Below are 12,500 nucleotides of genomic sequence, written 5' to 3'. Positions count from 1 at the left end.
GAGCCCGGAATCCATCGGGCAACAGAGCCCGCTGATGAATGGATTCCGGGTTCGCGCTAACGCACGCCCCGGAATGACGGCGGAGGCAGAAATTAGGACTTAAGTCTCCACCAGACCCTTGGTGGAGCCGCTGGCGGTGGAATCCTTGCGGCCGTGAGGCAGCGCCAGATAGGATTCCGAGCTCATTTCGATCAGGCGCGACGAGGTGCGCTTGAACTCGTTGGCCTCGTTGCCTTCGCTCGCCAGATACAGCGACACCGGATTGGCTTCGGCCGACGCCATCAGCTTGACAGCGTTATCATAGAGCGTGTCGATCAGCGTGATGAAGCGCTTTGCGGCGTTACGCTCGGACAAATCCATCACTGGAATATGGTCGACCAGGATGGTGTGATAGTCGTGCGCGAGCCTGAGGTAGTCGGATGCGGCGAGCGGCTTCTGGCAGAGATCCGCAAACGAAAACCGCGCCACACCATGCGCCGAGCACGGCACGTGCAGGATGCGGCCCTTGATCGAAATGTCGCGCGACTTGCACTTTGCGCTGCCGGTCATCTTCGCCCAGGCGCGATCGAGCGCGGCATTGGCCTCGCTGTCGGCCGGCGTCAGCCACATCGGCACGCCCTGAAGTTTTTCCAATCGGAAGTCGGTGCGCGCATCGAGCCGCAGCACATCCATGTGGTCGTTGATCTGCACGATGAAGGGCAGGAACAGCGCGCGGTTCAGGCCGCCCTTGTAGAGATCGTCCGGCGCGACGTTCGACGTCGCAACCACGACGGTGCCGAGCTCGAACAGTTTTGCGAACAGGCGCCCCAGGATCATCGCGTCCGCGATGTCGGTGACGTGGAATTCGTCGAAGCAGAGCAGCCAGCTCTCCTCGAAGATCGCATTCGCCGTGAGACCGATGACGTCGGCATCCGCAATCTCGCCGCGCGCGATGTTCTGGCGATAGCCGTAGATGCGCTCATGCACCTCGGCCATGAATTCGTGGAAATGCGCACGGCGCTTGTGCTCGACGGTCGAGTGCTGGAAGAACAGGTCCATCAGCATGGTCTTGCCGCGGCCGACCTCGCCATGGATGTAGAGCCCGCGCGGCGTCTCGCCCTTGTCGCCGTTGCCGAACAGGCGGCCGAGCAGGCCCTGCTTGCGGGTCGGCTTGTAGCCCATGAGCCGCTGCTCCAGCTCCGCATAGGCCTCCGCGACCTCGGCCTGGGCCGGGTCCGACTCAATGGCGCCGGAATCAACCTGCGCCTGATATTCCGCGCGGAACGAAGAGTTTTGGGTGGAGAGCATGGGGCTTCTTACCGCCAGAGACGGGAGCAAAATGCAACTATCTATTGGCGCAACGGCGTATGCGCTTGGTCCTACATACCCACGAATAAGGGGTATGCTTGGAATCTCAAGAAGTTAAGAAGAACATGCCGGGTTCTGCCCAAATGCGATTGAGGTAAACTAGGCGACGAGGAAACTGGAAACTGGCATGGCTCTTAGCATCGAGGATTCCGAGACCGAGCATTTGGCCCAGCGTCTAGCCGAAATCACCGGCGAGACCATCGCGATGGCGACGCAGCGAGCGATCGAGGAGCGTCTGCTCCGGATTGGCAGCCAATATCATAGAGCCGCCTTGTTGGACGATTTGGCCGAGATCCGCCGGCGCCGGAGCGAGCTCCCAGTGGTCGACTATCGAACGCAGGACGAAGTTGTCGGATATGACGAACGCGGACTGCCGCGCTGACCTCGCCTCACGCCTGTGAAAGCGTCACGCGCACAGCTCGTAGCTGTCCTCGACAACATACGGCCCGCCGCCAGTCGAGGCGCGTGACGAGAACAGCACGAAACGTTCCGCCATGAACGCCTTGCTCGGAAAGTAGCCGCGCAGCGAGAGATAGTCGGCGACGTCTTGGTCGGAGGCGTCGTGCAATCGCGCCAGCGTGACGTGCGGAATGTATTTGCGTCCTTCGGGATTGAGGCCGATGCGTTGCATCATGCGTTCGAGCTCGGCCTGCAATTCCATCAGCGGCTTGCTCGGCGCGATGGTGGCGACCACTGCGCGGGGCTTGCGGCCGCCAAAACTCTGCAGGCCCTGCACCTTCACCTCGAACGGCTTGCGGTCGACGCGAAACAGCATCGAGGCGATCTCGTTGGCGGTGACGCCGTCGATGTCGCCGACGAAGCGCAAGGTGACGTGATAATTTTCGGGATCGATCCAGCGGGCGCCGGGAAGGCCGCCCCTTAAGTTGGAAAGCGTTTGGCCGACTTCGGCCGGAATTTCCAGACCCGTGAACAAACGCGGCATCGTTGCGCACTCCCGATGCTTGGGTACGATCCCCGCAAGGGATCATATCCAAATTAGAGCCGGCGACGAATCACCGGTAACCTGATTCCTATCGCAGTTATGTGACTCTGCGAAGCTTAGGCCGCCCTCCTCCGGGAAAACCCTGGGAATTAGGGTTAGCGCTGCCTGCATTTCAACGCCGTTGCTCAGCGATCGTGCCGAGAAATGCCTCGACCGTGGGCATGATGTTGTTCACGATGATGTCGACGCCGGCAGCCGTCGGATGAATGCCGTCGGCCTGATTGAGCTTTGCATCGGCCGCGACGCCTTCGAGGAAGAACGGATAGAGCGGCACGCCGTATTGTTTGGCGATATCCGGATAAATCGAATTGAAGCGCGCCGCGTAGTCGGCGCCATAGTTCGGCGGCGCGACCATGCCGCAGAGCATCGCCGGGATGCCGCGCGCTTTCAGCTTCGCGAATATGTCAGACAGGGCCGCGCGCGTGACGTCAGGGTCGAGGCCGCGCAGGGCGTCATTGGCACCGAGCTCGACGATCACGCCGCCGGTTCCGTCGGGGACCGACCAGTCGAGCCGGTCGCGACCGCCGGAGGAGGTGTCGCCGGACACCCCGGCATTCGTCATCTCGATCGCCATGCCCTTGTCTTGCAAGGCCTTTTTGAGTTTGGCGGGGAACGCATCCTGGGCCGGGAGACCGAGCCCGGCGCTGAGGGAGTCGCCGAGCACGACCAGTTTGACCGGCTTTTCCTGCGCTCGCGCAGCGGGCACCAAAACCGGCATCAAAGCGAGTATCAACACGGCTATGTGCATGAAGAATCCGTAACGCCTCTCGACCGGGCTATCGGAGTTGCCATATGACCGGACCATGGACACTCGCATCGAATCCTCTTCACTGTCAGGCACGACGCCGGACACGATTTCCATCGCCAACGTCAATCTCTCACTGGGCACGGGCGCGGCACGCGTTCACATTCTCAAGGATATCAGCCTGCGCGTCGGCTCGGGTGAGGCGATCGGCCTGATCGGCCCGTCAGGCTCGGGCAAATCCACGCTGCTGATGGTGATGGCGGGGCTGGAGCGTCCTGATAGCGGAGAGGTGGTGGTCTCGGGCACGCCTTTCAATGCCCTCGACGAGGACGCGCTCGCGCGCTTCCGCGGCCGCCAGGTCGGCATCGTCTTCCAGTCGTTCCACCTGATCCCGACCATGACCGCGCTGGAGAACGTCGCAGTCCCCCTCGAGCTCGCCGGCAATCCGGATGCGGCAACGCGCGCCGCCGAAGAGTTGAAATCCGTCGGACTCGGCGATCGCCTGCATCACTATCCATCGCAGCTCTCGGGCGGCGAACAGCAGCGCGTTGCGCTGGCGCGCGCGCTCGCGCCGGATCCGGCGATCCTCGTCGCGGACGAGCCCACCGGCAATCTCGACGAGGCCACGGGAAAACAGATCGTCGACCTGCTTTTCACCAAGCATGCCGAGCGCGGCATGACGCTGGTGCTGGTGACGCATGATTCCTCGCTCGCGCATCGCTGCGACCGCGTGATTCGCCTGCGCTCCGGCCGCATCGACACGCAGACCGTCAGCTCATGAGCGTCGCCGCCGATCCGTTTACGCGCAATCGCGCGGCCGCTCTGTCGATCCGTTACGCCTTGCGTGAATTGCGCGGCGGCTTGCGCGGCTTCTACGTCTTCATCGCCTGCATCGCGCTCGGCGTCATGGCGATCGCCGGTGTCGGCTCGGTGTCGGCGAGCCTCAGCGACGGGCTCGCGCGCGAAGGCCGCACGCTACTCGGCGGCGATGCGTCCTTCGTGCTGTTCCAGCGCGAGGCAAAACCCGAAGAGGTCGCCTTCCTCCGCTCGCGCGGCACGGTCTCGATCGCGGCGACCTTGCGCGGCATGGCGCGTTCCGCCGAGGGCAAGCTCGCGCTGGTCGAGATGAAGGCGGTCGACGACGCCTATCCGATGCTCGGGCAGTTGACGTTGTCCCCGCCGATGCCGCTCGCCGACCTGCTCGCCGAGCGCGACGGTGCGTTCGGCGCGGCCGCCGATCCGACGCTGCTCGCGCGCCTCAGCCTCAGGAACGGCGATCGCGTTACGATCGGCAATGCCAGCTTCCAAATCCGCAGCACCGTCGAGGCCGAGCCCGACAAGCTCGCCGGCGGCATCGGCTTTGGCCCGCGCTTCCTGATCAGTGAGGCGGGCTTGCGCGCGACCGGGCTGCTGCAGCCGGGCAGCCTGGTGCGCTGGGTCTACCGGGTGAAGTTGCCTGATCTCGCCAACAGCGAGCGCGCGACCGAGACCTTCATCAGCGATGCGCGCAATGCCGCGCCGCAGGCCGGCTGGGAGATCCGCAGCCGCTCCAACGCCTCGCCGCAGCTCGAACGCAACATCAACCGTTTTACGCAGTTTTTGACGCTTGTCGGCCTCGCCGCGCTCCTGGTCGGCGGCGTCGGTGTTGCCAATGCGGTGAAGAGCCATATCGATCGCCGGCTCGAGGTGATCGCCGCCTTCAAGGCGGTCGGCGCCACCGGGCGCGACGTGTTCGGCATCTATCTCGCCCAGGTGTTGCTGCTCGCCGGCATCGGCTCGGTGATCGGGCTCGCGCTCGGGGCGGCGATGCCGTTTGCGATCGTCGGCATGTTCGGAAAGCTGCTGCCGCTGCCGGTGGTGCCGGCGCTGCATGCCGACGAGCTCGCGCTGTCCCTCGTCTACGGGCTGCTCACGGCGCTCGCATTCGGCCTGTGGCCGCTCGGCCGCGTCCATGACGTGCCGGTCGCAGCCCTGTTTCGTGACACGATCAGCACCGAATGGCACCGGCCGCGCTGGCGCTACCTCGCCTTCATGGCCGTGGTGGTCGCGCTCCTCATCGCTGTCGTGATCGGCTTGTCCTACGACAAACGCATCGCCGCGGTGTTCGTGGCCTCCTCGGTCGTCGTATTTGCTCTCCTGCGCGGCATCGCCGCGCTGTTGATGACGATCGCGCGAAAACTGCCGCGCACGCGGCTGCCGATGCTGCGGCTGGCGATCGCCAACATCCATCGGCCCGGCGCGCTGACGCCGTCGGTGGTGCTGTCGCTCGGGCTCGGGCTCACCGTGCTCGTCACCATCACCCAGATCGACGGCAATCTGCGTCGGCAGTTTCTGGCAGCACTGCCCGACCGGGCGCCGTCGTTCTACTTCATCGACATTCCGAGCGCGCAGGCCGGGCAATTCGACACCTATCTGCGCGGAATCGCGCCGGGCGCGAAGGTCGAGGACGTGCCGATGCTGCGCGGGCGCATCGTCGCCGCGCGCGGCGTCAAGGCCGAGGAGCTGAAGCCCGCGACCGATGCCGAATGGGTGCTGCAGAGCGACCGCGGCCTCACCTATACGAGCGAGTTGCCAAAGGGCTCGAAAGTGATCGAGGGCGAATGGTGGGGCGCCAACTATGCCGGCCCGCCGCTCGTCTCGATGGAGAAGAAGATCGCCGACGGGCTTGGTCTCGCCATCGGCGACGAGATCGTCGTCAACGTGCTCGGCCGCGACATTCCGGCGAAGATCAGCAACCTTCGCAACATCGACTGGCAGGGGCTCGGCATCAACTTCGTGCTGGTGTTCTCGCCGAACGCCTTCAAGGGCGCCCCGCACACCCATATCGCGACGCTCACCGAAGCCAATGGCGATGCAACCGGCGACGGCAAGATCATCAAGCAGGTGGCGGACGCCTATCCGATGGTGACCAGCGTCCGCGTCCGCGAGGTGATGGAAACGGTCGGCTCCGTCGTCACCAACCTCGCGCTCGCGATCCGCGGCGCCAGCGCCGTGACGCTGATCTCCGCGATCCTGGTGCTGGGTGGCGCGCTTGCCGCCGGCCATCGCCATCGGGTCTATGATGCCGTGATCCTGAAGACGCTGGGCGCAACGCGGCTGCGGCTGCTCGGCGCCTATGCGCTCGAATATCTCCTGATCGGTCTCGCCACCGCGGTGTTCGGCGTGTTCGCCGGCAGCATCGCGGCCTGGATGATCGTCACGCGGCTGATGACGCTGACCTTCGTCTGGCAGGTCGGAAGTGCTGCCGGCGTGGTCGCCTCCGCGCTCGTCGTCACCGTCGGCCTGGGGCTCGCCGGGACGCTCCTGGCATTGAACCAGAAGCCCGCCACGGTGTTGCGGAATTTGTGACAAATTGAAGCGGGTTGCGACGCGGCACCCGGGACGCGGCGAATCCGCGGTTTTCCGGGTTAACCACGACTGCTCGCTCGGATTGCACCCCCGAGGGCGACATTCAGCCGCGCGTGGACGCTTGCAGCGAATGTGTTAGTTTCCCACATATCGAGCGGGTGTCGGACCACCGAATGTTAGCCAAATTTAATGTCGGCTGGCATTGGTATCCGGGATAGAATTTGACGAACCGGGCGGCGCGGGGACCCTAGTGCCAGACCGGACAACCAACGGGAATTCGACCATGTCGGACCTAGACCGTAACTACGCTTCTCCTTTCGGCCGGGCCGCCGGGCGCGTTGACGCCGCGACGGTCGATGCCGGACTGCGCGCCTACATGCTGCGCATCTACAATTACATGAGCATCGGCCTGGCCATTACCGGCCTTGCCGCGCTCGGCGTCTATATGGCGGCCGTGACCAACGACCCGTCGGGCGCCGCCATGAAATTCGGCAACGCCTATCTGACGCAGTTCGGCTACGCGATGTATGTCGGCCCGCTGAAGTGGCTGTTCATGCTGGCGCCGCTCGCGATGGTGTTCGTGATCTCGGCGGGCATCAACCGCCTGGCGCCCTCGACCGCACAGATCCTGTTCTGGGTGTTCTCGGCACTCATGGGCATCTCGCTGTCGTCGATCTTCCTGGTGTTCACGCACACCTCGATCGTACGGGTGTTCTTCATCACCGCGGCCACCTTCGGCGCGCTGAGCCTGTACGGCTACACCACCAAGCGTGACATGACCGGAATGGGATCGTTCCTGTTCATGGGCATGATCGGCATCGCGCTCGCGCTGCTGGTCAACATCTTCATCGGCAGCTCGCTGGTCCAGTTCGTCGTGTCAATCATCGGCGTGCTCGTGTTCGCAGGCCTCACCGCCTACGACACCCAGCGCCTGAAGAACGACTACATCTACGGCTACGCATCGGCGGGCGGCGAAATCGCCGAACGCGCGGCAATCACCGGTGCGCTGTCGCTCTACCTGAACTTCATCAATATCTTCACCTTCCTGCTGCAGTTGCTCGGCCAACGAGACTAACCGCAGGAAGCGCGTGAGCGACACCAACCCCGGCCGCGAGGCCGGGGTTTTTGTTGGGGAATGCTCTTCCCGCTTGTCATTGCGAGCCAACGGGTCCGCGCGAAGCGCGACCCGATGACAGGCTCCGCGAAACAATCCAGAGTCCCTCCTCGAATGCATTTCTGGTTTGCTTCGCTGCGCTCGCAATGCCGGTGTGGAAGCGGCGCTGCCTCTTTCCGAGCCCGGAGGAAGCTTCTAATCTTCCCCCATGTCCGCACCTGAAATCAGGCCCACCACCGAGGCCGACCTTCCCGCCATCACCGCCATCTACGAGCACGCTGTCCGCCACGGCACCGCAACGTTCGAGCTCGAGCCGCCCGATCTCACCGAGATGACGCGGCGCTATCGGGCACTGATGGATGGCGGCTATCCTTATTTCGTGGCTCATCTCGACGGGCGCGTGGCGGGCTATGCCTATGCCGGCGCCTACCGGCCGCGGCCCGCCTATCGCTTCACGGTGGAGAACTCGATCTACCTCGACCCGTCATTCCATCGCCGCGGCATCGGCCTGATCCTGCTGCAAAAGCTGCTGGTCGCATGCGAGGCGCGCGGCTTTCGCCAGATGATCGCCGTGATCGGCGACTCCGCCAATGCCGGCTCGATCGGCGTGCACACCAGATGCGGCTTCAAGATGATCGGCACGCATCCCAATGTCGGCCTCAAATTCGGCCGCTGGCTGGACACGGTGATGATGCAGCGGGAGCTGGGCGAGGGCGGCAGCACGGTGCCAACGAAATAGGTAGCTCTCGTAGGGTGGGCAAAGCGAAGCGTGCCCACCGCTTAGTTTCCGCGGATGGATGGTGGGCACGGCGCGTTGCGCCTTTGCCCGGCGTCTGAGCGAGCTGCTACACCACCGCAAGCTTGCGGTCGATCACCAGCAACACGCGGTCGAGCTCGTGGCCGCGGCGCAGGATCAGGCCGGTCGCGGAGATCACGCTGTACATGCCCTGCTTGCGCGCGAGCCGCGGATCTTTCTCGATGCGATAGATCGGCACCTCGGAGGCGCGGCGAAAGACCGAGAACACGGCGCGGTCCTTGAGGAAGTCGATGGCGTAATCGCGCCACTCGCCGTCGGCGACCATGCGGCCGTAGAGATTGAGGATCCGGTTCAGTTCGAGGCGGTTGAACGTCACCCGATTGGGCGGGGAACTCGCAGCGGCGCTTCGCGCCACTGCGCGCTGCTCGCTCGGATCGGCATCCTCCGATATCAGACTCATGGAGCGCCTCCTGTCGCATCGCGCCATGAGCCCGCACAAAGTCCCCGTGCCCTGGATCATGACGTTTGCATGATTGCGCCAACCTGGAACGGCCGCAAGAGGCGGACTTGCCGCGCGCGTTCAATTCGCGTCTTGACCGCACCTTTGGGCTGTGGAACCGGCAAGCGACATACCGTCACGGGATCGTTAGCAGGAATCACAGTCTGGCCGCTTTTCCGCCTAGCGCCTGCCGCCCTGCACTGCGAAAAGATTCGTGTGCGTTGGCCCGGTCCTTTCGGTTCCGGATTCCTCAGCCCCCAGCCCCCCGGGGTCGTCAGGATCGGGCCTGTTCGCACGAGAGGGGCCAACGCGAGTTGGTCCTTTTTGTTTGTGTCGGGACGTTGCTCGACGACACGACCTTTTCTCCCCCTCATTGCGCGCGTGCATCGCCACATGCGGTGTCATCGCCCGGCTCGACCGGGCGATCCAGTATTCCAGAGACTTTGAAGCAATGCGGAGAAGCTGCGGCGTACTGGATGCCCCGCCTTCGCGGAGCATGACAGCGGAGCTTGAGGCCTAGAGTGCTGCGACTGATTCAGTGCAGCGACGTGTACGCCGCCCCCAGCATCGGGCCCGGCTTGTCGCGCGTGCCGTCCTGGACGTAGACCACCGCGCCGTCGACGCCGTCGCGCGTCAGGTTTTCCAGCGGCACGGTCCAGCTCTCGGGGTTGCCGGTCCAGTCGCCGACCTTGAGCAGGTTGCGCACGACGTTGTGATAGGTGACCTGCTGTCCGCGATTTTCGCCGCGCGAGATCGAGATCGGCACCGCCCTGGTGATGGAGCAGATCCAGACCTCGCCATGCGATCCCGCAGGCAGCTTGCCGGCGGCAACCGAGACGTTGAGCTGACGACCCGCCAGCGACATCGTCACCGGCACGCTCATCACGGAATCGCTCTTGGCTGTTTTGCCGATCGCGCTTTCGATGCCGGCGCGATCGCTGCCGATGACATGCGCGGAGCCGTTGACGACGACCTGCGGCGTGTAGACGTCGCGATCGCCGCGCATCCGCGAATAGGCACGCTGGCGCGCCGAGAAGCGCGAGTCCGCGAGCGTGTCCTTCCAGCCGAGATAGTCCCAGTAATCGATCGGCATGCTCAGCGCGATGATCGAAGGATCGGCGGAGAGTTCGCCGATGATCTTGTCGGCGGGCGGACAGGAGGAGCAGCCCTGCGAGGTGAAGAGCTCGACCACGGCGCGCGGATCGGCATCGGCGGGCCTGACGACGGCGATGATGGCACAGACGCCCAGTGCACCCGACCAAAGGGCCCCGGACCAACGCGAGAGACGAGTAGCCATCATTGTTGCCATGTTGAACGCCGCATACCGTAGCTCATGTAAGGATTTTATGCCGGATTGGTCACCGTAGTCTTACGGATTTGCCCTGCTGGCAGCGCGCGAACACAGCACAATCGACCGTCCGGCGCGGTACTTTCACCGCCCGGGCCCGTTCGGATCGCACCGCGAAACGCACGAAGGCGGCCCGTTGATAGGCCGCCTTCCCCGAAGTCGCCACTCACTTCGCAGTGAGCCATCGTTCACAAATCCGCGTTTACGCGGCCAATTTGCGCAGCACGTAGTGCAGGATGCCGCCGTTGCGGTAGTAGTCGAGTTCATCCAGCGTATCGATGCGGCAGAGCAGCGAAACGCGCTGCAGCGAGCCGTCGCCGGAGACGATTTCCGCGGTCAGCTTCTGGCGCGGCTTGAGATCGCCGACGAGACCACGCAGCGTGACCTTCTCATCGCCCTTGAGACCGAGCGACGACCACGACGTGCCTTCCTCGAAGGTCAGCGGCAGCACGCCCATGCCGACCAGGTTGGAGCGATGGATGCGCTCGAAGCTCTGGCAGATCACGGCGCGCACACCGAGCAGACGCGTGCCCTTGGCAGCCCAGTCGCGCGAGGAGCCGTTGCCGTATTCGGCGCCGGCGAACACGACCAGCGGCACCTGCTCCTGCTGGTACTTCATCGCGGCGTCGTAGATCGACATCTGCTCGCCGTCCGGCCAGTGCTTGGTGAGACCGCCCTCGGGGATATTTCCATCCGCGCCCTTAAGCATGAAATTCTTGATGCGGATGTTGGCGAAGGTGCCGCGCATCATGACTTCATGGTTGCCGCGGCGCGTGCCGTACTGGTTGAAGTCGGCCGGGCGCACCTGGTGCTCGCTGAGATACTTGCCAGCGGGCGAGGTCAGCTTGATCGAACCGGCCGGCGAGATGTGGTCGGTGGTGATCTTGTCGCCGAACATCGCGAGAATGCGCGCCTCGACGATATCGGTGACCGGCTCCGGCTCCTTCTTCATGCCGTCGAAGTAGGGCGGGTTCTGCACATAGGTCGACGACATGTTCCAGCGATAGGTCTCGCTCTCGACCGTCTTGATCTTGCGCCAGTTGGTGTCGCCCTTGAACACGTCGGCATACTTCTTCTTGAAGATCGACGCGGTCACGAACTTCTTCATGAAGGCGTTGATTTCCTTCGTCGTCGGCCAGATGTCCTTCAGGTACACCGGCTTGCCGTCCTTGCCTTCACCGAGCGGCTCGACGGCGAGGTTCTTGGTGACGCTGCCGGCGAGCGCATGCGCGACGACCAGCGGCGGCGAGGCGAGGTAGTTCGCCTGCACGTCCGGCGAGACGCGGCCCTCGAAGTTGCGGTTGCCCGAGAGCACGGCGGCAGCGACGATGCCGTTGTCGTTGATCGACTTCGATATCTCTTCCGGCAGCGGACCTGAGTTGCCGATACAGGTCGTGCAGCCGAAGCCGACCAGGTTGAAGCCGACCTTGTCGAGATCGGCCTGCAGGCCGGAATCCGAGAGATAGCCCGCGACCACCTGGCTGCCCGGGGCGAGCGATGTCTTGACCCACGGTTTTGCCTTCAGGCCCTTCGCAGCGGCATTACGCGCCAGCAGGCCCGCACCGATCAGCACGCTCGGGTTGGAGGTGTTGGTGCAGGAGGTGATGGCGGCGATCACGACGTCGCCATGGCCGAGGTCAAATTTCTTGCCTTCGACGGCAAAGCGCTTCGCCGGCTCCTGGGCCTTCTTGTACTCATTGCTGAGCGCGAGCGAAAAGCCTTCGGAGACCGCGGGCAGCGCGATGCGGCCCTCGGGACGCTTCGGACCGGCCATCGACGGCACGACGTCGGCGAGATCGAGCGTCAGCGTTTCCGTGAACACGGGATCAGCCGACTTGGCGGTGCGGAACAGCCCTTGCGCCTTAGCATAGGCCTGCACCAGCGCGACGCGCGGCGCAGCGCGGCCGGAGGTCTTGAGGTAATCGATCGCGGCGGCGTCGACAGGGAAGAAGCCGCAGGTCGCGCCATATTCCGGCGCCATGTTGGCGATCGTCGCCTTGTCGGCGACGGAGAGGTTGTCGAGGCCGGGGCCGAAGAACTCGACGAACTTGCCGACCACGCCGAGCTTGCGCAGCATCTGCGTCACGGTCAGCACGAGGTCGGTGGCAGTGACGCCTTCCTTCATCGCGCCCTTCAGCTTGAAGCCGACGACGTTGGGCAGCAGCATCGACAGCGGCTGGCCGAGCATGCAGGCTTCCGCCTCGATGCCGCCAACGCCCCAGCCGAGCACGGCGAGACCGTTGACCATGGTCGTGTGCGAGTCGGTGCCGACCAGCGAATCCGGATAGGCGACCTCGAACGTGCCGGTCTTCTTGCCGACCGTCATCTTCTCCTTCTTG

Annotated in this window: 11 protein-coding genes; 5 read left to right on the top strand and 6 right to left on the bottom strand. The window is 64.2% G+C overall.

Features of this window, described 5'->3' with window-relative positions; all coding sequences use genetic code 11:
• Positions 1 to 99: 99 nt before the first annotated feature.
• On the bottom strand, positions 100 to 1,287 hold the full coding sequence (gene zapE, locus C2U70_RS30125; protein ID WP_140982268.1) for a cell division protein ZapE: 1,188 nt from the start codon (positions 1,285 to 1,287) through the stop codon (positions 100 to 102).
• 187 nt (positions 1,288 to 1,474) lie between these two features.
• Here zapE and C2U70_RS30120 point away from each other — a divergent pair, with 187 nt between their 5' ends.
• Positions 1,475 to 1,729, top strand: a complete 255-nt coding sequence (locus C2U70_RS30120) for a type II toxin-antitoxin system VapB family antitoxin (RefSeq protein ID WP_140982267.1) — start codon at positions 1,475 to 1,477, stop codon at positions 1,727 to 1,729.
• A 24-nt stretch (positions 1,730 to 1,753) separates the two neighbouring features.
• Here C2U70_RS30120 and thpR read toward each other — a convergent pair whose 3' ends face one another.
• Positions 1,754 to 2,290, bottom strand: a complete 537-nt coding sequence (gene thpR, locus C2U70_RS30115; RefSeq protein ID WP_140982266.1) for an RNA 2',3'-cyclic phosphodiesterase — start codon at positions 2,288 to 2,290, stop codon at positions 1,754 to 1,756.
• A 172-nt stretch (positions 2,291 to 2,462) separates the two neighbouring features.
• Complete coding sequence (locus C2U70_RS30110; protein WP_186294564.1) at positions 2,463 to 3,098, bottom strand: arylesterase; 636 nt, start codon at positions 3,096 to 3,098, stop codon at positions 2,463 to 2,465.
• Between the two features lie 55 nt (positions 3,099 to 3,153).
• Here C2U70_RS30110 and C2U70_RS30105 point away from each other — a divergent pair, with 55 nt between their 5' ends.
• The 4 genes from C2U70_RS30105 (at position 3,154) to C2U70_RS30090 (ending at position 8,296) form a co-directional block, all read left to right on the top strand.
• Positions 3,154 to 3,876: an ABC transporter ATP-binding protein gene (locus C2U70_RS30105; RefSeq protein ID WP_140982264.1), complete on the top strand. Its 723-nt coding sequence runs from the start codon at positions 3,154 to 3,156 to the stop codon at positions 3,874 to 3,876.
• The gene (locus tag C2U70_RS30100; protein ID WP_140982263.1) at positions 3,873 to 6,443 is read left to right on the top strand and encodes an ABC transporter permease; all 2,571 of its coding nucleotides are present in this window, start codon (positions 3,873 to 3,875) and stop codon (positions 6,441 to 6,443) included. Before C2U70_RS30105 ends, C2U70_RS30100 begins: the two co-directional genes overlap by 4 nt.
• 283 nt (positions 6,444 to 6,726) lie before the next feature.
• Positions 6,727 to 7,518: a Bax inhibitor-1/YccA family protein gene (locus tag C2U70_RS30095; RefSeq protein ID WP_140982262.1), complete on the top strand. Its 792-nt coding sequence runs from the start codon at positions 6,727 to 6,729 to the stop codon at positions 7,516 to 7,518.
• Between the two features lie 247 nt (positions 7,519 to 7,765).
• Complete coding sequence (locus C2U70_RS30090) at positions 7,766 to 8,296, top strand: GNAT family N-acetyltransferase (RefSeq protein ID WP_140982261.1); 531 nt, start codon at positions 7,766 to 7,768, stop codon at positions 8,294 to 8,296.
• Positions 8,297 to 8,402: 106 nt separating this feature from the next.
• Here C2U70_RS30090 and C2U70_RS30085 read toward each other — a convergent pair whose 3' ends face one another.
• From C2U70_RS30085 to acnA, 3 genes are all read right to left on the bottom strand, one after another.
• The gene (locus C2U70_RS30085) at positions 8,403 to 8,774 is read right to left on the bottom strand and encodes a DUF2794 domain-containing protein (protein WP_140982260.1); all 372 of its coding nucleotides are present in this window, start codon (positions 8,772 to 8,774) and stop codon (positions 8,403 to 8,405) included.
• Positions 8,775 to 9,348: 574 nt separating this feature from the next.
• Complete coding sequence (locus C2U70_RS30080) at positions 9,349 to 10,122, bottom strand: DUF1223 domain-containing protein (RefSeq protein WP_140982259.1); 774 nt, start codon at positions 10,120 to 10,122, stop codon at positions 9,349 to 9,351.
• Positions 10,123 to 10,363: 241 nt separating this feature from the next.
• Positions 10,364 to 12,500, bottom strand: a 2,137-nt coding sequence (gene acnA, locus C2U70_RS30075; protein WP_140982258.1) for an aconitate hydratase AcnA, incomplete at its 5' end; no start/stop codon positions are given.

The organism is Bradyrhizobium guangdongense (assembly GCF_006483445.1).
GTDB lineage: Bacteria > Pseudomonadota > Alphaproteobacteria > Rhizobiales > Xanthobacteraceae > Bradyrhizobium > Bradyrhizobium guangdongense_A.
This window is presented reverse-complemented; position numbering and strand designations above follow the sequence as displayed.

Bases quoted from the DNA above. Each gene is read 5' to 3' on its own strand.
- zapE (WP_140982268.1), bottom strand. From the start codon at position 1,287: ATGCTCTCCACCCAAAACTCTTCGTTCCGCGCGGAATATCAGGCGCAG.
- C2U70_RS30120 (WP_140982267.1), top strand. From the start codon at position 1,475: ATGGCTCTTAGCATCGAGGATTCCGAGACCGAGCATTTGGCCCAGCGT.
- thpR (WP_140982266.1), bottom strand. From the start codon at position 2,290: ATGCCGCGTTTGTTCACGGGTCTGGAAATTCCGGCCGAAGTCGGCCAA.
- C2U70_RS30110 (WP_186294564.1), bottom strand. From the start codon at position 3,098: ATGCACATAGCCGTGTTGATACTCGCTTTGATGCCGGTTTTGGTGCCC.
- C2U70_RS30105 (WP_140982264.1), top strand. From the start codon at position 3,154: ATGGACACTCGCATCGAATCCTCTTCACTGTCAGGCACGACGCCGGAC.
- C2U70_RS30100 (WP_140982263.1), top strand. From the start codon at position 3,873: ATGAGCGTCGCCGCCGATCCGTTTACGCGCAATCGCGCGGCCGCTCTG.
- C2U70_RS30095 (WP_140982262.1), top strand. From the start codon at position 6,727: ATGTCGGACCTAGACCGTAACTACGCTTCTCCTTTCGGCCGGGCCGCC.
- C2U70_RS30090 (WP_140982261.1), top strand. From the start codon at position 7,766: ATGTCCGCACCTGAAATCAGGCCCACCACCGAGGCCGACCTTCCCGCC.
- C2U70_RS30085 (WP_140982260.1), bottom strand. From the start codon at position 8,774: ATGAGTCTGATATCGGAGGATGCCGATCCGAGCGAGCAGCGCGCAGTG.
- C2U70_RS30080 (WP_140982259.1), bottom strand. From the start codon at position 10,122: ATGGCAACAATGATGGCTACTCGTCTCTCGCGTTGGTCCGGGGCCCTT.